The following is a 26843-nucleotide window of genomic DNA, read 5'->3' as shown; positions in this document are numbered from 1 at the left end:
GGAGCCATGACGGGCTACACCGCGCGAATCTCGGTACCGAACCCAGCCATGCGTGCGGTACGAGATCTGTTGCGGGGACCGGCAATTGTATGTTCCGGGGAATCCTCCATCCGCGATGCCGCTGCACTGATGACCGAAGCCGGGCGTCGAGCCGTCGTAATTCCCACAGATGCAAGCACTTACGGAATCTTCACGGAGGGCGATCTGCGCAGCCGAGTTGTTGTCGGAGGAATCGACAGCGCTCGCCCGGTCTCCACGGTGATGACGCCGTCTGCCGTGACGGTTGATCCTGATCGACTCGGAGCCGACGCTGTCACAGACATGCTCGAACACGGATTGCGCCACCTTCCCGTCGTCACGGCGTCCGGCGAACTTCTCGGTGTGCTCGAACTGAGCGACCTTCTGACGTCGGCAACAAATCAGGGCTTCGAACTTCGCGCCGCCCTTGCGACTGCCAAGACCGACGTCGAACTTATTGCCACGGCCCGAGCTGTACCTGAGCTGGTCACCGGCCTGGTCGACGCACGGGTCTCACCCATCGACATCAGCGGCACATTGTCGGTCTTGATCGACGTGACGGTGCGGCGCGCAATCGAACTGGTGGTGGGCGGCGACGAACACCCGGACTTTGCCTGGCTGTCACTCGGCAGCGCGGCCCGGCGCGAGGCTCTGCCGTCGTCGGACATCGACAGCGCGTTGGTGTGGGGCGGAGAGTCGCACCGCGAAGGTGCGGATGCGGCGCAGCGGATACACGAGATTCTCGACCGGTGTGGATTCCCTCGCGACGCGCAGAACGCGGTCGCAACTCAGGCACGATTCGCACGTACGCTCCCGCAGTGGCGCCGCGCCTTACGCAAGTGGGTAGCCAATCCCTATCAGGACCAGGCCCTCGTCATGCTGTCGATGCTGGCAGACGCCCGCGTTGTTGCCGGAGATCCTGCCCTCGATCCGAGGCCCGAAGCCTTGGATCAGTTACGCCTCAACCCGGCCGTCATGCGACTACTACTTCGAGAAGCCGTGGGCGAGAAGGCAAAACTACATTCGTTGAGGGACGTGGTGACACGCCGTACCGGTACCGTCAACCTGAAATCCACAGCTGTGCAACCGATCGTGAATATCGCACGCTGGGCCGGCACGTCCGTAGGCGCACGTACGAGCACCACCGTCGAACGCCTGAAGGTTGCTGCCGACACCGGTTTCCTCCCCGCCGACGACACGCGGGTGCTCATCGAGTCTTTCGAGGTTCTCCAGCAAATCCGAGTCCGTCACCAGACGGATCAGTTTGCCGCCGGCATGATGCCCACCGACGAGATCGTGGTCGCGGACCTCACTCCCCTCTCGCGCAGCCTGCTCGGCAATGCGGTGAGAGAAGTAGCCGGGGTGCAACGCCGACTCGAGTACGAGGCATCAGCATCCGCGCTACCGGATATCGAACCCTAAATACAGTCGAACTGCACAAACGCCGAATGTGTCCGGAGCGCAATCGCTCCGGACACATTCAGAAGTGTTCAACCACAAGGGTGGTTAGACGGACAGGCTCTGTCCCGGGAAGATCAGGTTGATGTTTGCGACCTGACCTGCAAGAGCGTCCAGCGAGATGCCGTGAGCTGAAGCGATCGAAGACAAGGTGTCGCCGACCTGGATCACGTAGTTGCCGCCGGTAGTGGCAACAGGAGCGGATTCGACGCTGGCCTCAGCCGTGACGGGTGCAGAAGCCTCCTGGTAGGTGGCTGCGGTGGTTCCGCCGGTCAGGTACTGGCCGCACACGGGCCATGCGCCGACGCCCTGGCCTTCGAGAACGTTCTCGGCGACGCGGACCTGCTCGGACTGGCTTGCGTTGGCAGCGTTGCCCGATCCGCCGTATGCCTCCCACGTGCTCTGCGTGAACTGCAAGCCGCCGTAGAAGCCGTTTCCGGTGTTGGCTGCCCAGTTTCCGGAAGACTCGCAGTTCGCGACTCCGGACCAGTCGTGGCCGGCTGCGGAGGCGGTGCCGGTGCTCATCGCGAGCGGGATGGCTACTACTGCGCCGGCTGTTGCAACTGCGCCGAGGGCGCGCTTGAAAGTAATGCTGGTCATCAGGTAAATCCTCTCCGCTACCGCGGACGACATCGGACCTGGCACATGTGTGCCGTATCGAACGACTCGCCTGTTTCACTCCTGCCCCGCGAAGGTTTGGGGAGTACCGGACCCGCGGGGCAGAAGCACGCAGTTGCGGGCCGGTGTTTGTCCGGCTGTTTCGGACTGCCAACGACGCTAGGCGATGGTCACGGAAAGGTCACGGGGCAATTTTTTGGCACGCCCGTATCATTAGCCCGCCCGAAATCGGCAGAAAATTGCAGGTCGGAGGTTTGATTCGAGCTTCAACCATACCGATCGTTATCCATCCGTTACGTGACGACCATCACAGACTTTTTGTGACTCGCCGCACGGAAATCACGGCCTTGTTATCAAATTTGTGCATCGAGAACCGTCGCCAGGTCCTTCATCCACACCAAGAACTCTTCCGGATCACTGAACGCAACGCCGTCGACTGCGGCAACTTCAGGCGCAATGTCGACGCCGCCGACTACCAATGCGTCGCCGCCGAGCGCCAACACGGCCGCAAATGCCGGCAAGTCACCCCGGTCGTCACCCGCGTATGCCACCGCATCGACGCCAGCGGCCCGGATCGCCCGCTGCAATCCCGTCCCCTTGTCCTCGTCTACAGGAGCGCGCAACTCCTCGACGAGCTTGCCCGGCTCGCGGCGCAGCCCGGTCTTCGCTGCGACCTCACGCACCACATGCTCCACGAACGCCGCAGCGGCAACTCTCTCGCGTGCCTGCCGCCAATGCACAGCGACGGCAAGCCCCTTTCCCTCGACGTGAATCCCTGGGACGCCTGCGGCATCAATCATTCGCCGTAGTTCGGCCTCTGCCTCCGCAACCGCCGGCTGCCACTGCGCTACGGCCGGCAACACTCGAATTTCCCCGTCAACCCACGTCTCGACTCCGTACGAGCCCATGAGGACAACATTCTCGCCGGGCACCCGCTCACGAAGGAAAGAGACGGGACGACCGGAAAGCAAGCCCACCATTGCGAGATGACGTGACAGCGCGTCGAGTACCTCGGCGGCGCCCGGCAAGAGAGCGCTCGCGGCCGGATCGTCGACTATCGGAGCGAGAACCCCGTCGAAGTCCATCACCAATCCGGAACGGGTGGGATCGGACGCAAGTCGGGCAATAACGTCCGAAGCAGTTTTCATGGGTTCAGTCTCTCAAAGGTGTCGGCACACACGAACATGCACTCGACCAATTCATTCCGTTAGAGTCCTGAGAAGACGCTTACCAACTACGGGGGTAATGATGAGCGAGCTTTCTGTCGTCACCGACGACATCCGCACGTATGGCACTACAGCAGCAGAATCTGCCGGTCAGGTTGCCCACGCCGCGGTAATGGATCTGAACGCCAACCTCGCAGCCGTAGCACCGGCAGTCGGGCCCGTGGGACTCGAGTTCCTCGAAGCCTTCGCACGTGCACAGGCGACGCACACCAAAGACGTTGCGGCACTTGCCGTGTACTATGCCGGCACTGCTGCGACGGCCGGTGCGGCCGCGAGCACATACGACGGCACCGACCAGGCGGGCGCCGCCGACCTCCGACGTACCGCTGCCACCAACAGGGACCTTGCATGAGCACTCCGGACGACCCTACGACGGTTCTCGAGTTTCTCCAGGGCAGTGCGCTTGCACCCGTTCTCGGCCTGGAACTGCCCGAGCCCGTCGAGAACTCGGCGATTCCTGAATACCTCATGGCGCCGCCCACGCCGGAACTCCCGCAGGGCGCCGCCGATATGATCATGCAAGGAATTTCACTGCCGTCCCTGCCCGGCGTGGACCAACTGTTCACACCGCTGATCCAGCTTGCGCAGAGCCTCGGTTCGGGGGTCTTCAGTGGTGTTGATCCCGTCAACGCCCTCAGTTCGGCCAGTGCACTCATCGACAAGGCAGCCGGACTGTCCACACAGGGGCTTTCCTCAGTGAGCCAAACATGGAGCGGCGCAGGTAACCAGGCCGCTACACAGATCAACGAGGTAGCTCAACGCAGCGGATCAGAGCTCAGCGATCGTGGGAATGCAATCTCCCAAACCACTGCTGCAGCGGCGGAATCCGTGCAGCGTGGCAACGATCAATTGGCGACCATCGCACAATCATTTGCCTCGGCAGTGGTAGCGGCAGCGCCGATAGCGTTGACCCCGCCCGGGCAGGCCATGCTGCTCGCGGCAGCGGCAGAACACATGCAGGCGGCCATGGCAGCAGTAAATGCAACCCGCTCGGAAATGCTCGCACACAGCCACGATGAACTCCCTTGCCGGTTCGATCCCGGTTCCGGCACCACCAGTCAGCGATGCACTCGCTGCAGCTGGACCGCTCGCCCAACAAGCGTCACAGCTGCTTGAAGGCGCTACCGCTGGAGCTACACAATTACAGTCCGCCACCGGTGGTTCAGCAGCCGGCGCCACGCCATCCGGACCGGCGCAGACCAGCGCAGCGCACGCCGCAGCGGCATTGAACTCGGGCGTCGACAAACTCTGGGGCACTGGAAATCCGTTCGCCGCTTCGGGCGCAGGCGTGTCACACCAACTCGGAAGTGCGGGTGGTGCAATCGGGCCCGCAGCCACCACGCGCGCGGGCAGCGGAACGTTCGGAGCCTCCTCAGGTGGCGGTGGCATCGTCGGCCCTTCAGGAATTGCAGCGCTACAACCCCTTTCGTCGACCAGCCAATCCCCTACCCCCTTTGCGCCGTCGGGAACTGCTGGTGGTGCAGTGACCGGCACGAGCCCAGGAGGCGCCATGATGGGTGGTGGAGCAGGAGCGATGGGTGGTGCCCGGGGGCAACAGGACAGTTCGAGGACCACACCGGGTTACCTGATCGAGGTATCGGACAACAACGCTGTCATCGGGGATCTCCCCATGGTCACTCCCGCGGTGATCGGATCAGAAGATCCCGACCAGGCATTGTTCACCGGGCTCTGAGACAACCCACACACTCGACGGGTACGTGCACACTACGTTCGAGAGACGTTGAGCCAGCGGGTGACTGGAGTCGATTTTGTCCGATATGAGTAACACTGGCGAATGTGTGGGCGATTGAATCCGTGAATGGTCGTCCAAACGAGAGCAGGAGTGTGCATATGGGTTCCATCGACATTCTCAATTGGCTTCACGAGGGAGCAAGTGCCGGAGACCCCATCAGGGGTCCGCTTTACGTAGTGGCGTTCATCGCGATCGGACTGGTCAGCGTACTGAGCGGCGGAGCCGTGATCTAGGCGTACCTGGCAGTTGATCGTCGGTGTGAGGAATTTGGGGTCACGAGCGTCGGGGGTCGAGGTCCACACGGTCAGCCTTGTATCAGTCAGCCTTCGACGTACTCGACTGATAGACCTCCCCCTGACGCATTCCTTCGCAGCGAAGACGGCGATCACCAACGCCGCAATCGGGTCTAGAACCAGCCGAACAGGCTGTTGAGCACAAGGCCCATCGGCAGGACAGTCGAGAGATATGTAAAGCGAAGTGTCTGCTTCGAATCTGCAACCGCCGACGCCGAGCCGAGGTCGCGGTGCGTCGACCGACACATACGAAGCCAACGCGAAAGCGAAGATACTGCGCCATCAGCAACATCCGTCAGTATCAGTACCAACGAGACCGATCACATCCTCGAGAGCGCGCCCGATCCGTGGATCAGTAGGTTCATATCCACCTGGGCCTGGCTTGTAATTACCATAGTCAGACCCTAGGATTCTGACTATAGAAAGCACAAGTCAGATGTCAGCCGAACTACGGGAGCCCTCGATATGACTGTCACCACCACGACATCGCACAGCGCCACTTTCGAGGCGAGCTGGAAGAGTTTCGACGGAATCCATGGTGGCCTCGTCGTCGCGAGCATGATCCGAGCAGCAGTCGACGCCACCGGCGCCTCGCCTGCCGCGGTCAGCGCACACCTCGATCGGCCGGTCCCACCCGGCGTAGCCGCCCTGACAGTCGATGACGTGCATGGCGGCCGTACCGTCAGTTGCCGGGTCGCACTTGCCGATTCCGCTACCGCGCTCGTTCGTCTCGCGCGCGATGTCGGCCACACAGTCCGGACGACCTCATCAGTCGCACCGGCCTCTGACGACCCGTCGACTCTGCCACGCCTCGAGATACCGATCGACTTCGTACCGTTCTCACAGCATCTCGACATTCGCCCGATCAACGCCGCCCGACCGTTTGCAGGTGGCGACTCCCCCGAGTTCGATGTCTGGATTCGTTTGCTCGACAATCTCGATTTCACGACGACAGAGCGCTCTGCAGTCCTACTCGACGCATTGCCGCCCGGGCTTTTTGCGACCCTGACGATGCCTGTTGCAATTCCCACCGTCGAATTCAGCGCACATTTTGCTCCCACCACACCGTCGGATTCACCGTGGCACCGCCTGCGCCATCGCACCGTGTGGGCAACAGACACGCTGTGCGTCGACGAGACCGAATTATTCACCGCAACAGGCGAACTCGCGGCCCAGGCGAGACAGCTGCGTCGGATACTGAACTGAGAGCCGGACCTGACCGACTTCGGCGCAACACTGCTCTGATTGACCTGGTTTTGCTACGAGCCGTCCTCGAACTGGTACCACGGGCCGCCGACATTGATGAGCGAGAGCAAAAATCGCGTGCCACCGGGTAGCTTCACCAGCCATGCCAGCTTGGCCGCGACGATAACCAACAAATCCGGTGCGGCGACAACAACGATTCGTGTCGTACGCCAGGTACGGAAAGGCCACCATGCGAAGTACGGGCCGAGCAGAACAAACATTGCAACCACGGCGCCCACTGGAACGACGTATCGGTGAGGGTCTCGTCACGAAAGGTCTAGTGCTGGGTAAACAGCGGAAATCACCTAACCTACGCGACACTCGGAAGCGATGGAAACCAATTCGGGAGCCTGGCAGATCAGTAACCCAGCGACCCAACTTCTCCAATCCGAGAGCTCGGACTCGCCTTGCCACGACTGCAGTCCGGGTGAAGGATGGGCGCGACACCTAATTTCCCGCCTGCTGGAGGGCACCGTAATGAATCTCGTTCGCCGACTGGCCATCTGCTCGTCCGTAGTGATCGGTTCGGCTCTGGCGCCGGTAGCCGCGGCCTCCGCTGCAGTCACCGTTCCGTTCCAGATCGATCCGGCTCCGTACGGGAACCCGAATGGCAGCTTCGACGCACCCGCGGTCCGCTGTGTGGCCGTGGTCGGCGAACAAGCGGGCACGCTGAGGATCACCGGAGGCAAAGAAGGCCGGTGGGGGTGCCTGCTCTCGTCGGAAGTGCGCTGGTTGAACTTGTCGACCGGGACGTCCGGAACCGCCCGACTGTCTGACGGACTGCACGGATACCCGGCCGAAGCGACCCTGCAGACCGGCACCGGGCAAATCGCAGTCGCGGTTCTATCTACGGCCGGAACGATTACCCCTGGTGTCGCAACCTTTTTCGTTCCGTAGGTGATCGCCACACTCTGAGCCGCCGGACCCCGATATCCAACGGGCGCAGATTTACAGCCATGCACCTCAACGATTCCGCAGACGGGTCTCGCGGCCTGAAATAGTGATGTCCCCCGCGGGTTGCGGTCCAGCGCTTTTCGAGCGCTGGACGCTAGTCTGCTCGGCAAACTCTTCAATTCAGATCGTTATCGCAATTCACAGGACCGATGGACGGACTCGGGCGCTTTGCCGGCCCGTTGCTTGTCGTCCGAGCCGGGCGCAGACCGCGTCTATTCCACGTCGTGCGAGACCGGCCGGATCGCCAGGCCTTTCCATGAGCGTCCTTAACAGTTCCCGCTCGAAGTTCGCGTGGTTCCACAAGCCGCTGTCAGCGGTCGGGCCGGGATGCTCGACGTAGGTGACGGTAAACGGTGTGGTCATGGTGTCCACAATGCACAGGCAACAGAGAGGAACTCGTCGCCACGGGCGTAGCCGTCATCTTCGAGTAGGTCTACGAGTGCATGGTTGAGCGCCACAGCGCATCTCTGAACACCTGCATCTCTGACCACCCAAAGATTGGCAGCATGGGTGTATCCGGTCTACCTGAGATAGGATCACTCATAGTTCCTCGTCAAGCCGCGGCAACGAACTGTCTTCATCAGCCATTGCAATATTGCAACGGCCACGCCTAGACAGGTAGGACAGCCATGCCCCTTACGAAGAAATTCTCGGAAAAGTACAACGACGCACTGATCGCATTGGCCACCGCTACCCATCGCCCCGCCAACGTGGTCAACCTTGCCGGTGACTACGCCATCCGCGTCGACCTCGAATACAACCGCTACGTCCTGGCAACCAACACCGGCCGGGGCCTCTCGGACGAGCCCGATACAAGTGGATCCTGGACGGTTCGTGTCTTTCAAACCAACATCGAGTCGATACCGGACACACTGCTCGGCGAGGCTGCAGACCCATGGCTCGTAGACGCGTTCGATTCCGCACTCACCCGCCTCGAAGCCGACGGTAACAAGATTGTCGCGGACGCAGACTTCGGTGACATGGCACGGCCTGATGCAACCGCATCAACCGCATCAACCGATGTCATGGCACCAGCTCAAGCCGGGTCGTCAGTCGTGTCGCTCAGCTGAGAGATCGCGGCCAGAATCGAATTCTCGGCTTCCAGCAAGAAATCGTTCGATTCCAACGAGCGTGATTCCGTCATCGATCACCTCAGTGCTGGGCCCATGTCGGTGTGGGCATCGAGTTGCCTTCATGGTTCCAAAACTTCTGTTGCGGAGGAGCATTGGGCAGGACTGAACCGATAAGCGGCACTTTGCCATTCAACGGGCACTTGCCATTCAACGGGCACTTCTCCGTGAGACTGCCGTCCGGTCGGGCGAAATCGGGAAACACACCCGCCCGGACACGCTACGGAGACCCCGACGGTCGATCCGCTCTCGAAGCCATCGAACAACGTTCGAGCGATAACCCCTCAGAGATTTGGACCTGCCAAGATTTGGACCTGCGAACCCGGCCTAGGATCAGCGAGATACGGCGTTAGCCGCAAAAACCGGCCAGCGTGTTGTTTCGGCCACCCGCTCAGCCGATATCCACGGTCAACTCTTCTGATACGGGATGCCCGAATATCTTGGCGGCGATTCCTAGCGCGGGTTCCGGCGTGTTCACGGTGGAACTGCCCGAGGCAATGTCGCCGCTATGAGCGAACGGGATGTCGATCGCCGTCATCGCGTTCGCGAGATGAAGGGATGTACGAGCGCCCGTCTAAGCATCCACGTTATTTAAATCTACATCGGCCAACACAGATAATTCGCATGCCCGAAAGAGCAACAACTTAGGCAAGACCTTTCCCGAAAAGACTGATGCACGCCCTGAACAGCTGAAATGCAGGAAACTCCGGAGGTCAGCCGGTGCCGACTGGGCCAAATCTACACCCGTAGATATAGATTTTATGGTCACAGATGTTAAGGTCGCGTGACAACCCATTACGATCAGCCGATTACGATGAGGAGGTTCACCGTGACTTTCGAACGTCAACCGCCCTCACTGCGCGGCGTGTACGGGATCTCGGTGATGTCGGAGTTATCCGGCATCGGACCGCAGACCTTAAGGCTCTACGACCGAAGAGGGTTGTTGACCCCGACGCGCACCGATGGCGGAACCCGCCGCTACAGCGAAGCGGATCTGACCACGCTACGTCGCATTAGCGAATTGATCGCCAACGGAGTGAACTTGGTCGGAATCGGATTGATCCTCTCACTCGAGGCCGAGAACGCAGCTCTTGCGACGCGGATCAATCAGATGCACTAATCGGCCGACGCTCAGCTTTGATTGTCGAGACCGGCGACATCAGCTGGGAGTGACGTCGCGGGGCTGCTGATACTCCCGAAGTCAACATCGGCAACAACTTGTTGCCGAGAGCCTCAAGGTAACGGAGGGCAGAATCGAAAGCGTCGACGAGCCTTTGGTGTGTCGCTTCGGCGAGACGTTGATCCGATACGCCGTCGATTTCGGCCTGAAAGAATCGAACCAACGGGGCCGAACTAGGCGCCCCCCTGCCTGATGGGGCGCCGGCCACGCATCCATCAGGCAGAGAGCAGCGAAACTGCTCTGCCACAACATTTCCCAGCGAAGCACTTCCCATATTCGGCGTTACTCGTTACCAACCGGAACCTCGCGGAGGACCACCCTTCTCGCCAACTCGAGCACGGACACGTTCATCTCCTGCGAGAGCGTTCGAAGCATCTGAAACGCCGCTATGCCATCGACGTCGAAACGTTCCATGAGCATGCCCTTGGCTTGGCCGATCAGATCACGTGAGGCCAGCGCACTGCGAAACTGCTCACCGCGACGTGCACTCGAAAGCGCAATGGCCGCATGGGTAGCCAGATTGATCGCCTGCTCCTCCGTTTCGGCGTCGAACCCGCCGGCATTGTCCGAGAACAGGTTCAACGCGCCGAGTTCGTCGCCATCGGTATAAAGCTGGATCGACAACACAGACCGAACCGGAGTCTGCTCCCGCACCGCAGTCATAAACGCGGGCCACCGCGGATCCGAAATCACGTCGACTATCCGCACCGTCTGACGAGACCAGATCGCATCGAAACACGGCCCCTCACCGTGCTCGTGCTGCAATTCGTCGAACCGCGTCGGCACTCTACCGGTCGCTGCAGCCGACTCGAAATGCTCAGGACGATGGCGGCGCACCAAGGTGATCCCCGCATGATCGACACCACGGAGCAGTTTCACCGCAGCCTCGGCGACCTCCTCGAGCACCTCCGACGGTGACATAACACCACCGGTAAGCGTTCCGTGCACCGTCCGCGCCACCTGCGAAATCCGCCCATAAACATCCAGAACCGACTTCTCCGATGTCTCCACTGCCATTCTTCCTTCCACCCGCAGTGTCACCATAAAAATCATCTACGCGCAGGTCGGAGCGCCGACTCCCGACCGGGATCGAAGAATACTCGAACTCCCAGCCCACTCCATCATCCGGTCCGACGAACTGCCGGCACATAGTGAGCCCGCCACATATGGCGATCGACGAATGCCACCGGTGCCGGGCACCCGAGAACACACCGCCGCGAGTCTTACCGCACAGTCGAGCGTCTCACCCAGTATCGGCCGCGCCGGATCCCGCAGCCTTGTCGATCGCCCATATCGACTCCGAAGGACCGCACATCCGACTGCACTAACTCGCCGCAGAGGAGACCCGGCCCCTGGCACCGCTCACCTCTCACAGTCGATGTGTCAACTACAGCGAGTGGCGTCGACATTCGGCTACTGCCGACAATCAATGCCGAACCTATGACTGCGCAAGCGATTACGCAGCGACTACGTTCCCAATTGCGAGTGTTTCACCAGATAACGTTCCGCTGTATCGGTGAGCCGGAAACATCTGACCCGCTGTGGAAATTGGGGTCCACCGCCAGCTCCGCAGCAGACTCTTCCTACTCAGTGAAACTGTCGGATAATCCATTGCGCAACACGTTTCTCGCCCCAATCTCGATGTGCACTGCACGACCGGCAGGGCATCAAGCAGCACCGCTCCAATGTCACTGCAGACGTTTCAGGCACAATCTGCGACCCGGAGCTCATCAATCGACAGCAATAAATCTATCCCGTAAGACACAGATTTCACGGAAGGGGAAGGGGAGGTTTCGCCCCCCAAATGCGACATAAACAAGCATTTCATCTGGCAACGGCCCAAAAACTGGTGATGCAAACCATGTTTTCGCCTCCAGTTTCGCCCGTCCAGGCTTGCCAATTATCTACTTCTCCTGGTATAGATTTAGAGCGCCTGAAACTGCACATACTGCCGCTACTGCACACTTGGCTTCAGGAGGACGATGACAGCGATCGACATCCAGTCCGCTCGGCCCGGCGCGATCAAACCCCGGAAGTTCAACTGTGAACACCGGGAGCTCGAGTTCCGGATCGCCCCGATGTTCGGGGACCCTATGAGGAAGGAATTGGCCGCAAGCATCGGCTGAACAGACAGAGACGATCTTTGGCGATGATGCCGCAACTGCACGCACACATTCGCGCGAACAGTTCGACATCTCAAGAGAGGAAGACGTATGTCCGATTCACGATACCGGGACTGAGCACTGACGACGGCGCGAACGTGGCTGCAGTGCTGCAGATACGGCTGAGCGCATACAACCATCCACACCGCACCGCAGGCTTACTCAGAAGACTTACTCATCAGCCAAGAGTCAGCCGACAAAGCGCGCCAAGACTGAACCCGCCGTTGTACGGCGTTCAGCCGGATAGCTACCGGCGATAAGTGAGGAGAACTCCGGAACCGTGACGCAACGCGAACATCGCATCTTCCAACGGCAGCAACGCTTGTTGCCGGGTTCGATCATGGCAGAACATCGCTCGGCGCCGCAGCGATCACTTCCTTCTAACAGAACGACATCAATGGAGGAATTCACACAATGAGCGCAATAACCAAAGCAATGTACAAACCGCTTTCCCTCGCAACGAGCGTGATTGGTGGAATCGCCGCTGGAGCGGTGTTTCAACAGATCTGGAAGCGCGTCGGGCATGACGAAAAAGCCCCCGACCCGCAAGATCTCAACAGATCGAGCAAAGAAGTCCTGATCGCGGCGGCGCTCCAGGGAGCAGTTTTCGCCGTCGTGAAAGCAGCAGTGGACCGAGCTGGCGCAAAAAGCTACCGGGCTCTCACTCACGAGGACCCGATGTGAACTTCAGCCACTTCGCGCATGAGACACGTCGAGCATCGTCGCATCTCGAATAACTGAATGCCAGGCGCGAAACATGGACGGCAGCAACGATAGTCGATTCCCCTCGGCCGACGAGCCGAGATGAACCCCGGAGGTACTTTGACCGACAAGCAAGCACGTACAGGCGAGGGTCCACCCGACGACATCGAGACTGTCCACACAGATCCCAGCAGCGAAAACGCAGCCGGGGACGTGCAATCGGATCCTTCCGGCGGCGAAACCTGGTCCGACGAGGGCGGCGCCACCACACAAGGACCTGCAACCGATCCACACTCGCGATAGAGCGGACCAGAGGCGATACCCGCACCGCAGGATGGTTTTCTTGGACAAGCAACCGCACCGTACCCGACGTGCGTGATGATCAGAAATAGGCAGCGTTCGGGGATTCCAACGATATTCGCTGATCCACAAAACATCACTGGCCCGTACCACTGGGTTGAACAGCAACACGCATCGCTGACGGAGTGAAATGCGGGCGAGCCAAAATTTCCGCGATTGATCCATTCGTCGAGGTTCACCCCGTACCGACACTTCATCGGGAACGGAAAAAGCCCTACCGCAAAGTGCGCTCCCGCGCTCTCTCCACGACACATATTTCTGACAAGTTTCTGACAGAGAATCGAGGAGTCATCGTGTCCAAAAAAATATCTAAAAAGAGCCCTCCGATCTCCGGAGCGCCCGGCCAGGCGACTCCGCCGCTGGAGGAACCGGTCAAGCCACGCATTCCGTTGCCCCCGAAGGCCGATCAACGCTCCCCTCAACTGCGCACGGCGACAGCCGAAGTCGTCGACGGCCCTGACTACGCGCGTGGACAGCAGGGTGAATATCTGACCACCGCACAGGGCGCCCGCCTTTACGACACAGACCACTCTCTCAAAGCCGGGGAACGCGGCCCAACTCTGCTCCAGGACCACCACTTACGGGAAAAGATCACCCACTTCGATCACGAGCGGATCCCCGAGCGCGTCGTTCACGCCCGCGGCGCCGGCGCCCATGGAGTGTTCCGCGCCTTCGGTGCCGCTGAAAAGGTCACCAAGGCAGGCTTCCTCCGCAGAGGAGTCGAAACCCCCGTATTCGTCCGTTTCTCCACAGTGCTCGGCTCACGCGGCTCGGCAGACGCGGTCCGAGACACTCGCGGCTTCGCCACCAAGTTCTACACAGCCGAAGGAACATTCGACCTGGTCGGCAACAACATCCCGGTCTTCTTCATCCAAGACGGAATCAAATTCCCCGACATCATCCATGCCGCGAAACCACATCCCGACCGCGAGATCCCGCAAGCCCAGAGCGCACACGACACGTTCTGGGATTTCGTCTCCCTCCACACCGAAGCCACCGCGCACACCCTCTGGAACATGTCCGACCGCGGTATCCCCCGGTCGTATCGAATGATGGAAGGATTCGGCGTTCACACCTTCCGGCTTCTCAACGACGACGGAGAAACGTCACTGGTGAAGTTCCACTGGAAGCCCCGCCTGGGCGTGCACTCGGTGGTATGGGAAGAAGCACAACTGATCAACGGGTTCGATCCCGACTTCCACCGCCGCGATCTCGCCGACGCCATCGAAGCCGGTGCGTACCCGGAATGGGAACTGGGCATCCAAATCTTCCCCGACACCCCCGAGCAGATGTTCGAGGGCATCGACCTCCTCGATCCCACCAAATTCGTTCCCGAGGAACTGGCCCCGGTTCAACCGATCGGGGTGATGACGCTCAACGCGAACCCGACCAATTTCTTCGCCGAAACCGAACAGATCGCCTTCCACCCAGGGCACCTCGTGCCCGGTATCGACGTCACCGACGACCCGCTACTGCAGGCCCGCCTGTTCTCTTACCTGGACACCCAGATCAGCCGGCTGGGTGGACCCAACTTCGGTCAGATCCCGATCAACCGCCCACACGCACCGGTCAACGACACGTTCCGCGACGGAATGCACCAAAGCGCAGTACATTCCGGTGTCGCCCCCTACAAGCCGAACTCACTGGACGGGGGTTGTCCCTTCATGGCCGGCGCAGAGTCCGGGACGTTCGTCGAAGTACCGGTAGCGCTCGAGGCCGGTACAAAACTTCGCGGCGCGCCAGCCACATTCGACGACCATTACTCGCAGGCGCGTCTGTTTTACAGCAGTCTCACTGTCATCGAACAAGACCATGTCGCACAGGCGTACACCTTCGAACTGGGAAAGTGCTACGAACAAACGATCAAGGAACGAGCCCTCGGTGTGATCGCCAACATCGATCCCGACCTGTGCGCGAAGGTCGCCGCGGGCCTTGGCCTCCCGGCCCCGAAGCCGTCCGTCCCGTTCGACGACGCACCGATGCCTAGCTCTGCCCTGTCCCAGATCGGTGCGCAGTGGCCGGTCACCGGCCGGGTGATCGGCATCGTCGCCGATGAGAACTCCGACCTTCCCGCCGTCGAAGCGATAGTGTCAGGTCTCGCAGAAAGCGGGATAGTGCCGCTGGTGATCGCCCCGCACGGCGGCACATTGGTCTCGGGGTCGGTCACTGTTCCCGTCTCGCGCACCTTCGACACTGCACGATCGATCGAATTCGACGCGCTTCTACTCGCCGGGGCACCTGCAGACCCACGCCTGGACATTCTCCTCTCGGAAATGTTCCGGCACGGCAAGGCCATCGGCGCATGGAATGACGCGACGGAACTTCTCGAAACCGCAGAACTCACTGCGGCGGACGGCGTCGTGACCGGCGAGGACAGCGTATCGGTACTTGAACAAGTGGTCACACTGCTCAAGTCGCATCGAGTATGGAGCCGACTCTGACAAGTTGTCAGTGAGCGGCTCCCGGTGCGGCCGAAATCGGCAGTCACGCTGCACCGCCGAGGAAGATCAGTTCTGTAACTGCAGAGGAGCCATTCTCCGTCGTTCTTCTTCGTACATGGGGATGGTTCCCCATGTAAACCCATAGCCCTGGAGACTCCAGGGCAGGTGACGAGCCACTGATGGCCCGGCCGATTTTGTTTGCACTTCAGTCGTTTAGGGCAGGCGAACGGCGACAACATTCCAGCGAGAAGAGGTCGATCAACGTGCGCGCAGTTACATGGCAAGGTAAGCGGAAGATCAGCGTCGAAACAGTTCCCGATCCCACCATCGTCGAACCCACCGACGCCATCATCAAAGTCACCACCACAAACATCTGTGGATCCGACCTACACCTGTACGAGACCTTGGGCGCGTTCATGACCCCGGGGGACATCCTCGGTCACGAGCCCATCGGGATTGTCGAGGAGATCGGATCCGACATCACTGATCTCGAAGTCGGTGACCGTGTCGTCATCCCCTTCCAAATTTCATGCGGCAACTGCTTCATGTGCAACTCCAGCTTGTACACGCAGTGCGAAACGACGCAGGTCCGTGACCAAGGCACCGGCGCGGCATTGTTCGGATTCTCCGAACTTTACGGCTCGGTACCAGGCGGACAAGCTGAGTACTTGCGGGTCCCACAAGCGCAGTTCACTCACATCAAAGTACCTGAAGGACCTGACGATTCACGCTTCGTCTACCTTTCCGACGTGCTGCCGACGGCCTGGCAATCGGTTGAGTACGCCGCAGTGCCACCGGGTGGTTCCGTGACGATCCTCGGCCTCGGACCGATCGGAGATATGGCCGCTCGCATTGCTCAACACAAAGGGTTTCGAGTCATCGGCATCGACCGGGTACCCGAACGCCTCGCACGCCTGGAAAAGCGCGGCGTTGAAACACTCAACCTCGACGACTACGGCGACAAGATCGGCGACGCCGTCCGCGCTCTCACCGACGGCCGCGGAACGGATTCCGTGATCGACGCTGTCGGCATGGAGGCTCACGGGTCGCCAATCGCGAAGCTCGCGCAGCAATTCATCGGGCTACTTCCCGACGCGATTGCCGCACCGGCAATGCGCACCGCCGGTCTCGACCGTTTAGGCGCGTTGTATTCGGCAATTGACATCGTCCGACGCGGCGGAACGATCTCGGTGATCGGCGTGTACGGCGGAAAGATCGACCCACTTCCTCTGATGACTTTGTTCGACAAGCAGATTCAACTGCGAATGGGCCAAGCCAACGTCAAGAAGTGGGTCAACGACATCATTCCGCTCCTGACGGACGACGACCCCCTCGGAGTCGACACCTTCGCAACCCACCAACTGCCATTGGAACAGGCACCGCACGCGTACGAGATCTTTCAGAAAAAGCAGGATGGAGCAGTCAAGATTCAACTGAAGCCGCACCTGTAGCAACCTGCGAGCACCTGCTCGGCTTCGCATGTCACGCAGTAGGTGGTCGCACAGTCTGGAAACGCCCCACCTCGCAGACTCACGCAGTGGGGGCGTTTCCGGCCACAATCGATCAAAAGCTCCCCCACCGGCATCCGACGCCAGAATTTCACCCGAACACGGGCGGTCCGCGGTTCTTTCAATCCCGCACCGACCGCGTATCGACGGAGCTTCTCACCGAACCGCACAACCACCGCTCACGGACGCAATCGACATAACGACGAAAATCCTTGTGTCCGAAGGAAATAAGATCGTTGCAGACGCAGCCTTCCGGCAAATCGCGTGTTCAATCAAGCAAGGCTGTCGGCAGATTCACTCAACTGAGCAATCCGCGCCGCAAGCACCGAATTCTCCGCCTCGAGCGAAAGAATCAAACGCACACCAACCAAATTGACCCCGTCATCGACCAACCCGGTAATACGACGCAAAGTCTCCAAATCTGACTCGCTGTACCGACGCGTTCCACCACCAGTGCGAGTAGGCGTCAACAATCCCCGCCGCTCGTACAAACGCAACGTCTGAGGCCCGACTCCGGATAGCTCCGACATCACCGAGATCCCGTAAACACCGCGCAGTGAATGCGACTGAGACTCCAACGCCACTGCACACCTCCTCACGGATACCTGGGCACTACGCCGATTTTAGCATCCGACATTAAAGAATCTCGACCAGCAGATACAGATTCCTTGCAGCCAGAGAGACAAATCATCCACGCTTCCGCCTTATCCACCTCGGCAAGCAGATTCGGCAACCAGAGGGAGAACTAACATCGAGAAATCGTAACCGACATCACGCCATTGTTGATGGACGCACCTCTCGTTTCCCAACAGATCAGGGCAATTTGCACTGCAAGAGACTGTCTCTGATCGGTGATTCGCCCTGGACGCTCAGACAGTGCAGAAGCTCCGCTCAATTTCCGTCACAAATCAAATTCCGCGGCCGGAGCTAATGATTAACTGTAAGTTCGGGGCAACTCACAAGTCGAGTACCGCTGAAATTTTCAGTAGTGAGACAGCAGAACAGTGAGACAGCAGAACCTAGACTCCGCAACCCCCTTGCCGGCAAACACCCAACTAAACGATCGACCCAACTGACCGAGCGGCGAGGCAGACACGCAAGCGATCATCTCGAACCTCGACCTAGCCAAAACCTGCCTCGACGAAGCGGAACTCCGAGCGTCTATGTCGTCGGTCGACGAGGTGCTCGACGCGAACCGGCGACCGCGCGACCATCTCGCGACAATAACCCCCAATGTCCACGCGACGTTGAGAGTGCCAGGCACGAGGCCATCAGCGTCAGTAGTCAACCCGCGCTGTAGTGCTCGATTGCCGTCGCGGCAAAAACAGAGCATCCAACGATTGTGAACTCGAGTTCGTCTGCGTCGCCATCCGCCAAGAGATCCACCAGCACCGCCTGGTCCGTGACAACCAATTCTTCGCTCCTGCTGTGGTCCACCACATGAGAGACGATCAATGCAGATTGGCCGTTCGGCGCTTCGATAATTATCGCTACCGGCTCGCGCAGTATTCCATCGCTCCGTTGCAGGACTACGCGAGTGCATTCCTTGCCGCAAGTGCGTACGCGACCTCTGGACACATTTCGCGCCGAGAAAGACGGCCGTCGAACAACTCTAACTGGAGCTAGACGGCCGACGTAAAGGTTTGCCATCACGGTGATCAACGACTACCGACAACCGGGCTTGACCTTGACACAGTGACAAGCACTCAAATGGTCGACGAAGGAGGTGGTTGTCGTGAACACAACCAATAACGGTGGGTCGAATACCCATCTCGTCGACGCGCTGGCTGCAGCGGATTCGTCGGACCGGCTTCAGGCTGCACTCGCTCTAGGTACCCGGGGTGATCCGGGCTTGATGGAAGCCCTTGTCGATCGGTGCGCTGTTGAACCGGATTTCTTTGTCCGCGACATGCTTACATGGGCATTGTGCCGACTCCCCGCCGAAGTGACAGTGCCGAGACTGACCGGCGAGCTCGAATCCGACTCCGTCCAGGCTCGCAGCCAGGCGCTGCACACCCTGTCCAAGATCGGGGACCCTGACTCCTGGCCTGCCGTGATAGCACTGCTGCATGACGACCACGACGAGGTCGCGCGCAGCGCCTGGCGGGCGGCCGTGGCACTCGTACGACCAGGCGACGAGGCCGCGCTTGCGGCTGATCTGGCCACTGAACTCGGACGAGGCGACACGGACATGCACCTCAGCCTCAGCCGGGCGCTGGTGAGTCTCGGAGATTCCGTCCTACCGATCCTCGACGCGGCTGCGACGAGTCCTGATCCAAAGGTTCGCGCACATGCAGTTGCAACTAAGCGGCTTTACTTGGATCCCGACAGTGGCTTCACCCTCGCAGTGGAATTGGCGCAGCGTGTAGCTATCGTCGGGCCGCACACGTAGTGAACAGGAGTAAAGATGTTGATCGGCGAAGTCTCGCGGCAGTCCGGTGTCAGTACGCGAATGTTGCGTCACTACGACGCCTTGGGCCTGGTGGAGCCCACCGGCCGCACGTCCGGCGGCTACCGCGAGTACTCAGCCGACGACATCCGCCGGCTCTTCCATGTCGAGAGCCTGAGGACGCTCGGGCTCTCGTTGGACGAAACCAGACGCGCCCTGGACGAGCCCGATTTTGCTCCCGCCGATCTGGTGGGTGATCTCATCAAACACACGCGTCAGCGCATCGCTGCCGAACAGGAACTGCTCACGAAACTCGAACGCGTCGACGCCACGGCACCGTCGGAGTGGGAGGACGTTTTACGAATGGTCACCCTGTTGCGTGCGCTCGAGTCGGAGTTTGCTGCCCGCCGTCAACAAGCAATCCTGAATCAGGAGGGCAATGCGTCGTTGCCCATCGACGCATTGGTCGAGGCTGCATTGACGGAAGACGACCTCAATGTCGCCGGCGCGCTCCAGTGGTCGTTGGCCAGGGCCGCCGGTCAGGGAGTCACAAATCTCGCCGTCGGCCTCCGGTCTCAGGAGGTCGACGTCCGACGCCGCGCCGTTGCCGCAATTGCAGCCGTACACACCTCGGAGGCAACCACACATCTGAGACAAGCACTCGAGGATTCCGACACCACCGTCCGCTCACGCGCGGCTCTCGCTCTCGGCGCTCGGGGAAGCGTCGACGCGATCCCTGCCCTCCTCGAAATGGTCTTGACAGGCCAGCTCGACGTCGAGGCTGCCGAAGTTCTAGGCATCTTGACGGACGTCTCGCCATCACCCGACACCATCGTCGATCAGATGCAGACCACACTCGACAGCATCGCCGACGCACCAACTCGGTTGCGAATTACTCAGGCGCTTGCGGAGATTCCCGGTCCATCGGCACACGGAGCTCTCGCCCGGCTGACCCAGGACAACGATCGAACGATCGCGGCCACTGCGGCTTCGATTTTATCCACCCACGAGCGCAGGCATAGACAGCGTTAACCGCTAGTTGCCGAGATGCGGTTAAAACAAAGCCCCACAACATATTCCTGGCCCAATCACGTTTATCCAGGTTATTCCGGGGAACCGGCCGGCTCCCGCGTGCCACCTGCGTTAGCGTGGGACTGCGAAGAACGTCTTCGAGACACCTCTTCAGAGATACGAGGTCACCACGGTGACAAAGTCGCTGGCAGATGACCCAACCGCGGACAATGTCTCACGACGCGCCGGCTACGAACCCGAACTGAAGCGAACTCTGAACTCATTCCAGATGTTCGCGATCTCGTTTGCGTTCATCTCCGTGGTAATCGGCATCTTCGGAACCTTCGATTCCGTCCTTGCCAACGCAGGACCAGTCGGAATCTGGTTGTGGGTCGTGGCAGTATGCGGGCAAATCCTGGTGGCGTTGGTTTACGCGCAATTCGCAGCCCGCATTCCGCTCAGCGGGTCTTCCTACCAATGGGCGTCGCGGCTGGCGAACCCCAAAGTGGGCTGGGTATTCGGCTGGCTGGCAGTCTGGGCGTTGGCGATCGGTGTGAGCGCAATCGACAATGCGCTTGCCAGTCAGTGCCTCATGCCCCTGCTCAACATGGAACCGAACGAGGACACGGCACGAGTAATCACCGTAGTCACTCTGCTGATTCAGACTGTGCTCGCCATTGCCTCGACACGGATTGTCGCACTGGTTAACTCAGCCGCTGTAGGTGTCGAATTGGCGATTGTTGTGGTGCTCGGCATTGCGCTGATCGTTGCTGTGGTGGTGACGGGAAACGGCACAACCGACAACCTCACATCGCGTGGTATCACCGAAGGCGCTCCCGATTACTTTGCCGTCGGCGGCGGGGTGATGGCTGCGATGATTCTGGGTTTTGCCACGCTCCAGGGATTCGACGCCGCAGCGAACATGGCTGAAGAGGCCAGAGACCCGTTTCGGAGTGTCCCCCGCGCAATCGTCGGATCGGTAGTGGCAGCCGGGATTCTGGGAATGTTCTTCCTGATCGCGCTGACCGTCGCCATCGACGACATCCCCCAGATAACCGAAAGCGGCTCACCGGTTGCGGCGATCATGCGAGATCAACTTGGTCCCGTGGTGGAGCGAATATTGTTGGTAGCGATATCATTAGCGTTCTTTGCCGCCGGACTGGTCGTGATGACTGGAGTGTCACGAATAATTTTTGCGATGTCCCGCGATGCACGCTTCCCTGCGCACCGACTGATGCGGCGAGTCAACCCTCGTACCAAGACACCGATCCCGGCGACCATACTGGTTCTTGTCATCGGCGTCGTCTTGATGATCGCACTACCAGGTGCCGCATTGCTCGAATTGATCCTGGCATCAACGATCATTCCGTTCCTCCTCTACGGCATGACGATCGTCCTCTATCTGGCCGTACGCAGGCGACTCGATCACAAGCCGGGCGCGTTCGACCTCGGCCGCTTCGAGTTGCCGATCGCGATTGCCGCGCTCGTGTGGATACTGTTCAGCTTGTTCGTACTGATTGCGTCGGGAACGTTGACCCCGGTAATGGTGGTGGCCGGCTTGATCACAGCAGGAGCGATGTACTTCTGCTATCTGCTCAAATTCAAACCCGAGACACTGAACAACGAGCCTGGACTCGAGGATGCTTTCGAAATCTAGTTGAACCGGCGCATGCGTGTGGGCTTCGCATCGTCTTTGTTGGTGATGCGAAGCTTGGGCGCGGTATCTATTTCCGGCGCAGCCGGATTCAGTCTCGGTGCACCGGGCCTTGACGGGTGGTGGAGCGTCGGCGTCCTTGTTTCGGGTCGATCGCAGCCGGCGGGATGAACCAAGATTTGTGATCATCGCCCATCTTGATTTCCCAGATCCCGCGGAACCCACTGGTGCTGTGGATCAATCGGTGGTGGCTACGGCAGAGGAGGGTGAGATTGTCCATCACCGTCAGACCGCCCACTGACCAGGGTTTTATGTGGTGTGCGTCGCACCAAGCGGGTACGGCATCGCAGTTCGGGAAGGCGCAGCCTTTGTCGCGGGCGATCAGTGCGGTTCGCTGTTCTGGCGTGACGAGGCGTTTATGTGGAGTCGCATCGAGCGGTGCGCCGTTGCCGTCCATCAACACGGTGGAGAGCATGCAATCGCACGCGAGCATGCGGGTCAGGCTCACGCTGAGTGGCCCCATCCAGGGCATGTACCCGACGTCAAGGTCTTCGAAATCAGGCTCATCGAAATCCGCCGCGACATCGCTGCGCATGGTGGCGCAGTCCCGATGCTCCGCAAGATCTTTCGCAGTGATGTGCACGTTCACATGCGGACGCTGACCGCCATCAACACCGGTCATGGCATTGTCGAGATACCGGCGAATCAGTTCCGTGAACGCGTCGGCGGTGCGCTTGGCTGCCGACCGCTGATCCGGGGTTCCGTCCGCGGCCGGTTTCGGCATCGACAACCCCGAGAGCGCCGACAACAACATTTCACCAGTGAGCGCGTCGAAATCACCCTTGATCGCGACCCGACCGTTCAACGTTGGAGCGATCCGCAAGACGTTGAGGTCGTCGTCCTCACCGGGCGGGATCTCATCCGATTCAAAAATTCGCTGCAAAACCGCAATCGCGTAGCGGAGTTTGATGGTGGTCGCTTCCACCCCGGATGCCGCAGCAAGAAGAGTCTTCATACAGGACGGCAACGCCCTGTCGGGCATGCCTTTTGGTGGAGATTCACAGAACGCGGCAACTATTGCCGCATGATCGAGCGAAAGGTCACCGGCCTCGAACTGCGCAGCAATATCCGGCAACCCCCGCAACGCGGCACCGAGGGCAGCGATCTTGTTGCCGGCTGCGTTCTGCAGCATCGTGTTCGCCGCCAACCACCGACCAACACCCCGGTAACACAGCACCTGCTCATCCGGACTAAGCGCCAACTCGTCGACCGCGGCAACCCTAATCGCTTCCAACCGAAGAATTTCCGCCGATACACAGACTGCAACGTCCCGAACCTCGGCCGGACGCAACCGCCACAACCTGCCACGCACGCCTGCCGCGGAACCGCCTACAACATCCCCCACTGCAGTTGAATCACAAACCGTAGTCATCAAGGCCTCCCCACCCGTGACCCCAATTATACTCGAACAACCATTCGATTCAAGAGGTATTTCGGACAGGTTCCAAAATACTTACTCGAGAGTCATTGATGCACAGCAATATTCGACAGGGAGGCTGCTACTGCGACTTGGCTTGTTACCCCGAAATGACCGAAAGCAATCGAGATTCTGTCACGTTGTCGCCGCCGCAGCATCCTGCTCGTCGAAGCCGGCGAACATGTCTACCAGCCCCTGCGGCGAATTCTCACTGAAGAGAATTTCGAGGCTCTCGGCAGATTCGGCAGCAGCCTTGGCTGCTCGCGGAAATAGCTCTGCTTCATAGGCCGCGAGCGCAGATTCGACGTCACCAGAGTGTTCGCTGACTGCCAGGGCGAGCAACGCACCGTCGTACATCGCAAGATTCGCGCCTTCTCCTGCAAATGGGGACATCACGTGCGCGGCGTCGCCAAGGAGCGTGACGCCAGGGACGCGCTTCCAGGAATGATCTATGGGGAGGGCGAAGATGCGGCGCGGAGTCAAGCCGGTGTCGGCACGCGCAATCAAGTCACGAAGGGAGTTGTCCCATCCGTCGAGCAGTCGGAGAATCGCACTCGTCGCCGCGGGAACATCAGTGAAATCGATAGTGTCAATCCAGTTCTCATCGGCACGGACACCCAAGTAGCTGTGCAGACTCCCATCACTTTCGCGGTGGCCCAGGATTCCGATGTTACCGCGGAATGCAAAAAGCATGCCGCCGCCCATGACCGCAGCCGCCGAGGGGTGACGTTCATCGGCGTCGAGCAGGTCCGCTTCGATGAAGGAGATCCCGCTGTACGTCGGCCAGGCGCCGGAGACGAGCGGCCGGACTTTCGACCAGGCGCCGTCGGCACCGATGAGGAGGTCGGTAGTGATGCTCCCACCGTCCGCAAAGGAAACCTCGTGGCGACCGGCAACGCCCTCGACCTGACTGATTCGGGTGACTTTGTGCCCCCAATGAATAGCCTCGTCGGGTAGAGAATCTATGAGCATGTCGCGGAGGTGGCCGCGGTCTACCTCGGGTCGCGAGAGAGTGCCGCCATCAGCCTCTTCCCGAAGGATTGTTCCGGCGTGATCGAGTATGCGCATTGCTTCGCCACCAGGGTGAATCAACGCGCAGAAGGGTTCCCACAAACCGGCGGCGCGTATGGCCTTCTGGCCGTTGTGATCGTGGATATCGAGCATGCCGCCTTGCACTCGTGCGCTGCGGCTGGGCTCGAGTTCGAACACGGCCGACGTGATGCCGTGAACATGGAGGACGCGGGCAGCGATGAGGCCACCGAGTCCCCCACCGATGATCGCAATGGGGTAGTGAGTAGTCATGGTTCTCCTCGAAAAGTAGTTTCAGTCAGGGCAATTCGTGGTGTATGAGCGATGTCGGAGTGGCCGCGATACCGGCAATGAGCGCTCGTATCGACCACGTCATGCGCTCGGTGGGCGCGCCGGCGAGAATCGCATCGGCGTGCTCGGCGATGCTGGGAAGTTCCTTGGGGTCGGCAGTTCGAACCGCGCGCACAAGGCCTTCCCACGCGGCCTCGTCATCAACGGATGCGTCGATGTCGCTCGGACTGGGAGTGCTGTGCTCGGCGGCGGCCGCGGTGGCATTCTGGAGAAGAAGATCAGCACCCCAGGCCGCACGCGCAGGATCAACCCCGCCGTCGATCAACAGCCCGAGCACCCGATCGAATATCCGGAGCGAATTCGGGCCAGACGGACGAAGCACGAGTGCCGATCTCGCCAAACCAGGAAATGCGAACAGAACGTCCGCATAGTCGCGCAGTAGCGCCACCAGCCGATCTTGCCAGTCTCCGTCCGGTGCCACATCCAGCGTCCGAACGAGTTCGTCGAGGACGCCGCCATGCAGTTCGGCAGTGTTCGCGACATAGACGTACAACGCGGAAGGACCTGTGTCGAGTGCTTGCGCGACACGACGCATGGTTGCCTTCTCGAGCCCCTCGGCGCGCACGATCTCGATAGTTGCGGCGATGATCCCCTCGCGAGAAAGCGCGGGTTTTGCCGGCCGCTCACGGCGACTGCGGTTGGGAGTTGACATACCGAAACTCTACACGAACATGTTCGTTACGAACATGTTCGTCATATCTCTTTTTTGGAAAGCGTCGCAGTTTCTCCACCACGCAGTACGAACCAGTTCACTCCCGCAGCACAAATGAGCCCCCGCAGCATTGATCAGGCGCGCGGGGGCACAATCAGCGCGCGACGCGGCGGAACCACACCGAGCGCTGCGACAGCAAACGGCTCCGCTAATTTGGGCCCGAGTCCGGTTCAGGCAAACCCGAGTTCGCGCACCGCGTTTCGTTCTTGTTCCAGCTCGTTCACCGAAATATCGATGCGAGCGCGCGAGAATTCGTCGATCGACAGCCCCTGAACGATGCTGTACTCGCCACCGGCACACGTGACGGGGAACGACGAGATCAAGCCCTCGGGAACGCCGTACGAACCATCCGACGGAACCGCCATCGACACCCAGTCCCCCTCGGCCGTTCCGCCGACCCAGTCGCGGACGTGATCGATCGACGCACTTGCCGCACTCGCCGCTGACGACGATCCACGGGCCGCGATAATCGCCGTACCCCGCACCTGCACCGTCGGGATGAAATCGTTCTCTACCCACTCGCGGTCATTGATCACGTCGAGCGCCGGCTTGCCCGCGACCGTCGCGTGAGACAGGTCCGGGTACTGGCTCGCGGAGTGATTACCCCAGATCGACACCCTACGAACCGACGCTGCCGCCGCACCGGTCTTCTTGACCACCTGCGCAATGGCGCGATTGTGATCGAGCCTGGTCAAAGCTGTGAAGCGTACGTTCGGAACATCAGGAGCGTTGTTCATCGCGATCAGCGCATTGGTGTTGGCGGGGTTGCCCACCACCAGCAGCTTCACGTCGGAGGCCGCATTGTTGTTGATCGCTTTGCCGTGTGCAGTGAAGATCGCGCCGTTGGCACTGAGCAGATCGGCGCGCTCCATGCCCTTGCTGCGCGGTCGAGCGCCCACCAACATCCCGACGTTTGCGCCGGAGAACGCAACGTCGGGATTGTCGGTGATGTCGATGGAGTCCAGCAACGGGAATGCGCCGTCTTCGAGTTCCATCGCCACCCCCTCGGCAGAGGACACGGCAGAAGGAATTTCGAGCAGTCGCAAGCGAACCGGAACATCGGGTCCGAGCATGTCACCTGCAGCGATCCGGAAAAGTAATCCGTAGGCGATCTGACCCGACGCTCCGGTCACCGTGACGGTTACTGGCGAAACACTCATTGCCGACTCCTC

The 26843-nt window shown here is 60.2% G+C and carries 28 protein-coding genes; 16 read left to right on the top strand and 12 right to left on the bottom strand.

All coding sequences use genetic code 11. The features are described from left to right. Nucleotides 1–6 precede the first annotated feature (6 nt). Nucleotides 7–1440: a putative nucleotidyltransferase substrate binding domain-containing protein gene (locus KYT97_RS02595; protein WP_245006000.1), complete on the top strand. Its 1434-nt coding sequence runs from the start codon at nt 7–9 to the stop codon at nt 1438–1440. An 84-nt stretch (nt 1441–1524) separates the two neighbouring features. On the opposite strand, the gene KYT97_RS02590 is transcribed toward KYT97_RS02595, so the two are convergent. After that, complete coding sequence (locus KYT97_RS02590) at nt 1525–2076, bottom strand: LysM peptidoglycan-binding domain-containing protein (RefSeq protein WP_033236152.1); 552 nt, start codon at nt 2074–2076, stop codon at nt 1525–1527. Nucleotides 2077–2447: 371 nt separating this feature from the next. After that, on the bottom strand, nt 2448–3242 hold the full coding sequence (gene otsB / locus KYT97_RS02585; RefSeq protein ID WP_033236151.1) for a trehalose-phosphatase: 795 nt from the start codon (nt 3240–3242) through the stop codon (nt 2448–2450). 100 nt (nt 3243–3342) lie between these two features. Here otsB and KYT97_RS02580 point away from each other — a divergent pair, with 100 nt between their 5' ends. The 5 genes from KYT97_RS02580 (at nt 3343) to KYT97_RS02570 (ending at nt 6572) form a co-directional block, all read left to right on the top strand. Continuing rightward, the gene (locus KYT97_RS02580) at nt 3343–3672 is read left to right on the top strand and encodes a type VII secretion target (RefSeq protein ID WP_245005999.1); all 330 of its coding nucleotides are present in this window, start codon (nt 3343–3345) and stop codon (nt 3670–3672) included. Further along, nucleotides 3669–4436, top strand: a complete 768-nt coding sequence (locus KYT97_RS30820; RefSeq protein WP_245005998.1) for a hypothetical protein — start codon at nt 3669–3671, stop codon at nt 4434–4436. Before KYT97_RS02580 ends, KYT97_RS30820 begins: the two co-directional genes overlap by 4 nt. After that, nucleotides 4336–5013, top strand: a complete 678-nt coding sequence (locus KYT97_RS02575) for a hypothetical protein (RefSeq protein WP_245005997.1) — start codon at nt 4336–4338, stop codon at nt 5011–5013. The genes KYT97_RS30820 and KYT97_RS02575 overlap by 101 nt, the downstream gene beginning before the upstream one ends. Before the next feature lie 158 nt (nt 5014–5171). Then, on the top strand, nt 5172–5306 hold the full coding sequence (locus KYT97_RS31055; protein WP_255285223.1) for a hypothetical protein: 135 nt from the start codon (nt 5172–5174) through the stop codon (nt 5304–5306). A 525-nt stretch (nt 5307–5831) separates the two neighbouring features. Further along, nucleotides 5832–6572, top strand: a complete 741-nt coding sequence (locus KYT97_RS02570) for a thioesterase family protein (RefSeq protein ID WP_219111696.1) — start codon at nt 5832–5834, stop codon at nt 6570–6572. 53 nt (nt 6573–6625) lie between these two features. Here KYT97_RS02570 and KYT97_RS02565 read toward each other — a convergent pair whose 3' ends face one another. Then, nucleotides 6626–6841, bottom strand: coding sequence for a hypothetical protein (locus tag KYT97_RS02565; protein WP_141485867.1), 216 nt, complete (start codon nt 6839–6841; stop codon nt 6626–6628). A 247-nt stretch (nt 6842–7088) separates the two neighbouring features. On the opposite strand from KYT97_RS02565, the gene KYT97_RS02560 reads away from it, so the two are divergent. Further along, complete coding sequence (locus KYT97_RS02560) at nt 7089–7508, top strand: hypothetical protein (RefSeq protein WP_033236147.1); 420 nt, start codon at nt 7089–7091, stop codon at nt 7506–7508. 195 nt (nt 7509–7703) lie between these two features. Here KYT97_RS02560 and KYT97_RS02555 read toward each other — a convergent pair whose 3' ends face one another. Next, on the bottom strand, nt 7704–7928 hold the full coding sequence (locus KYT97_RS02555) for a hypothetical protein (protein WP_143547493.1): 225 nt from the start codon (nt 7926–7928) through the stop codon (nt 7704–7706). A 266-nt stretch (nt 7929–8194) separates the two neighbouring features. Here KYT97_RS02555 and KYT97_RS02550 point away from each other — a divergent pair, with 266 nt between their 5' ends. Further along, nucleotides 8195–8635: a hypothetical protein gene (locus tag KYT97_RS02550; protein ID WP_242484363.1), complete on the top strand. Its 441-nt coding sequence runs from the start codon at nt 8195–8197 to the stop codon at nt 8633–8635. A 451-nt stretch (nt 8636–9086) separates the two neighbouring features. On the opposite strand, the gene KYT97_RS02545 is transcribed toward KYT97_RS02550, so the two are convergent. Beyond that, a complete protein-coding gene (locus KYT97_RS02545) occupies nt 9087–9233 on the bottom strand; it encodes a hypothetical protein (protein WP_155276695.1) in 147 nt (48 codons plus the stop codon). A 291-nt stretch (nt 9234–9524) separates the two neighbouring features. On the opposite strand from KYT97_RS02545, the gene KYT97_RS02540 reads away from it, so the two are divergent. Continuing rightward, on the top strand, nt 9525–9815 hold the full coding sequence (locus KYT97_RS02540; protein ID WP_033236145.1) for a MerR family transcriptional regulator: 291 nt from the start codon (nt 9525–9527) through the stop codon (nt 9813–9815). 342 nt (nt 9816–10157) lie between these two features. Here the strand turns inward: KYT97_RS02540 and KYT97_RS02535 are convergent, their stop codons facing one another. Beyond that, nucleotides 10158–10892 carry a GAF and ANTAR domain-containing protein gene (locus KYT97_RS02535; protein WP_219111695.1) on the bottom strand — a complete coding sequence of 245 codons (735 nt, stop codon included), beginning with the start codon at nt 10890–10892 and terminating at the stop codon, nt 10158–10160. Nucleotides 10893–12451: 1559 nt separating this feature from the next. Here KYT97_RS02535 and KYT97_RS02530 point away from each other — a divergent pair. The 4 genes from KYT97_RS02530 (at nt 12452) to KYT97_RS02515 (ending at nt 16991) form a co-directional block, all read left to right on the top strand. Then, the gene (locus KYT97_RS02530) at nt 12452–12721 is read left to right on the top strand and encodes a DUF4235 domain-containing protein (RefSeq protein WP_033236141.1); all 270 of its coding nucleotides are present in this window, start codon (nt 12452–12454) and stop codon (nt 12719–12721) included. A gap of 138 nt (nt 12722–12859) precedes the next feature. Beyond that, nucleotides 12860–13042 carry a hypothetical protein gene (locus KYT97_RS02525; RefSeq protein WP_141485870.1) on the top strand — a complete coding sequence of 61 codons (183 nt, stop codon included), beginning with the start codon at nt 12860–12862 and terminating at the stop codon, nt 13040–13042. 362 nt (nt 13043–13404) lie between these two features. Continuing rightward, on the top strand, nt 13405–15540 hold the full coding sequence (locus tag KYT97_RS02520; protein WP_219112780.1) for a catalase: 2136 nt from the start codon (nt 13405–13407) through the stop codon (nt 15538–15540). Nucleotides 15541–15803: 263 nt separating this feature from the next. Next, complete coding sequence (locus KYT97_RS02515) at nt 15804–16991, top strand: zinc-dependent alcohol dehydrogenase (RefSeq protein WP_141485872.1); 1188 nt, start codon at nt 15804–15806, stop codon at nt 16989–16991. A 329-nt stretch (nt 16992–17320) separates the two neighbouring features. On the opposite strand, the gene KYT97_RS02510 is transcribed toward KYT97_RS02515, so the two are convergent. Together KYT97_RS02510 and KYT97_RS02505 are read right to left on the bottom strand one after the other, a co-directional pair. Continuing rightward, the gene (locus KYT97_RS02510; protein WP_033234653.1) at nt 17321–17632 is read right to left on the bottom strand and encodes a MerR family transcriptional regulator; all 312 of its coding nucleotides are present in this window, start codon (nt 17630–17632) and stop codon (nt 17321–17323) included. Nucleotides 17633–18332: 700 nt separating this feature from the next. Next, a complete protein-coding gene (locus KYT97_RS02505; RefSeq protein WP_179300714.1) occupies nt 18333–18488 on the bottom strand; it encodes a hypothetical protein in 156 nt (51 codons plus the stop codon). Nucleotides 18489–18774: 286 nt separating this feature from the next. Here KYT97_RS02505 and KYT97_RS02500 point away from each other — a divergent pair, with 286 nt between their 5' ends. The 3 genes from KYT97_RS02500 (at nt 18775) to KYT97_RS02490 (ending at nt 22105) form a co-directional block, all read left to right on the top strand. Then, nucleotides 18775–19440 (top strand): HEAT repeat domain-containing protein, encoded by a 666-nt coding sequence (locus KYT97_RS02500; protein ID WP_219111694.1) that lies wholly within the window; start codon nt 18775–18777, stop codon nt 19438–19440. Nucleotides 19441–19455: 15 nt separating this feature from the next. Beyond that, nucleotides 19456–20469 (top strand): MerR family transcriptional regulator, encoded by a 1014-nt coding sequence (locus tag KYT97_RS02495; protein ID WP_219111693.1) that lies wholly within the window; start codon nt 19456–19458, stop codon nt 20467–20469. A 172-nt stretch (nt 20470–20641) separates the two neighbouring features. After that, a complete protein-coding gene (locus tag KYT97_RS02490; protein WP_245005996.1) occupies nt 20642–22105 on the top strand; it encodes an APC family permease in 1464 nt (487 codons plus the stop codon). A gap of 88 nt (nt 22106–22193) precedes the next feature. On the opposite strand, the gene KYT97_RS02485 is transcribed toward KYT97_RS02490, so the two are convergent. From KYT97_RS02485 to KYT97_RS02470, 4 genes are all read right to left on the bottom strand, one after another. Further along, nucleotides 22194–23534, bottom strand: a complete 1341-nt coding sequence (locus KYT97_RS02485) for an HNH endonuclease signature motif containing protein (RefSeq protein WP_219111692.1) — start codon at nt 23532–23534, stop codon at nt 22194–22196. Nucleotides 23535–23714: 180 nt separating this feature from the next. Continuing rightward, complete coding sequence (locus KYT97_RS02480) at nt 23715–24881, bottom strand: FAD-dependent oxidoreductase (RefSeq protein WP_219111691.1); 1167 nt, start codon at nt 24879–24881, stop codon at nt 23715–23717. Between the two features lie 25 nt (nt 24882–24906). Beyond that, a complete protein-coding gene (locus KYT97_RS02475) occupies nt 24907–25611 on the bottom strand; it encodes a TetR/AcrR family transcriptional regulator (protein ID WP_219111690.1) in 705 nt (234 codons plus the stop codon). A gap of 230 nt (nt 25612–25841) precedes the next feature. Next, a complete protein-coding gene (locus KYT97_RS02470; protein ID WP_033234659.1) occupies nt 25842–26831 on the bottom strand; it encodes a malate dehydrogenase in 990 nt (329 codons plus the stop codon). Nucleotides 26832–26843: the final 12 nt, after the last annotated feature.

Source organism: Rhodococcus globerulus (assembly GCF_019334125.1).
GTDB classification, from domain to species: domain Bacteria; phylum Actinomycetota; class Actinomycetes; order Mycobacteriales; family Mycobacteriaceae; genus Rhodococcus_F; species Rhodococcus_F globerula.
This window is presented reverse-complemented; position numbering and strand designations above follow the sequence as displayed.

Coding starts and splice junctions, on each gene's coding strand:
- KYT97_RS02595 (WP_245006000.1), top strand. CDS start 7: ATGACGGGCTACACCGCGCGAATCTCGGTACCGAACCCAGCCATGCGT.
- KYT97_RS02590 (WP_033236152.1), bottom strand. CDS start 2,076: ATGACCAGCATTACTTTCAAGCGCGCCCTCGGCGCAGTTGCAACAGCC.
- otsB (WP_033236151.1), bottom strand. CDS start 3,242: ATGAAAACTGCTTCGGACGTTATTGCCCGACTTGCGTCCGATCCCACC.
- KYT97_RS02580 (WP_245005999.1), top strand. CDS start 3,343: ATGAGCGAGCTTTCTGTCGTCACCGACGACATCCGCACGTATGGCACT.
- KYT97_RS30820 (WP_245005998.1), top strand. CDS start 3,669: ATGAGCACTCCGGACGACCCTACGACGGTTCTCGAGTTTCTCCAGGGC.
- KYT97_RS02575 (WP_245005997.1), top strand. CDS start 4,336: ATGAACTCCCTTGCCGGTTCGATCCCGGTTCCGGCACCACCAGTCAGC.
- KYT97_RS31055 (WP_255285223.1), top strand. CDS start 5,172: ATGGGTTCCATCGACATTCTCAATTGGCTTCACGAGGGAGCAAGTGCC.
- KYT97_RS02570 (WP_219111696.1), top strand. CDS start 5,832: ATGACTGTCACCACCACGACATCGCACAGCGCCACTTTCGAGGCGAGC.
- KYT97_RS02560 (WP_033236147.1), top strand. CDS start 7,089: ATGAATCTCGTTCGCCGACTGGCCATCTGCTCGTCCGTAGTGATCGGT.
- KYT97_RS02555 (WP_143547493.1), bottom strand. CDS start 7,928: ATGACCACACCGTTTACCGTCACCTACGTCGAGCATCCCGGCCCGACC.
- KYT97_RS02550 (WP_242484363.1), top strand. CDS start 8,195: ATGCCCCTTACGAAGAAATTCTCGGAAAAGTACAACGACGCACTGATC.
- KYT97_RS02545 (WP_155276695.1), bottom strand. CDS start 9,233: ATGACGGCGATCGACATCCCGTTCGCTCATAGCGGCGACATTGCCTCG.
- KYT97_RS02535 (WP_219111695.1), bottom strand. CDS start 10,892: ATGGCAGTGGAGACATCGGAGAAGTCGGTTCTGGATGTTTATGGGCGG.
- KYT97_RS02530 (WP_033236141.1), top strand. CDS start 12,452: ATGAGCGCAATAACCAAAGCAATGTACAAACCGCTTTCCCTCGCAACG.
- KYT97_RS02495 (WP_219111693.1), top strand. CDS start 19,456: ATGTTGATCGGCGAAGTCTCGCGGCAGTCCGGTGTCAGTACGCGAATG.
- KYT97_RS02485 (WP_219111692.1), bottom strand. CDS start 23,534: ATGACTACGGTTTGTGATTCAACTGCAGTGGGGGATGTTGTAGGCGGT.
- KYT97_RS02480 (WP_219111691.1), bottom strand. CDS start 24,881: ATGACTACTCACTACCCCATTGCGATCATCGGTGGGGGACTCGGTGGC.
- KYT97_RS02475 (WP_219111690.1), bottom strand. CDS start 25,611: ATGTCAACTCCCAACCGCAGTCGCCGTGAGCGGCCGGCAAAACCCGCG.
- KYT97_RS02470 (WP_033234659.1), bottom strand. CDS start 26,831: ATGAGTGTTTCGCCAGTAACCGTCACGGTGACCGGAGCGTCGGGTCAG.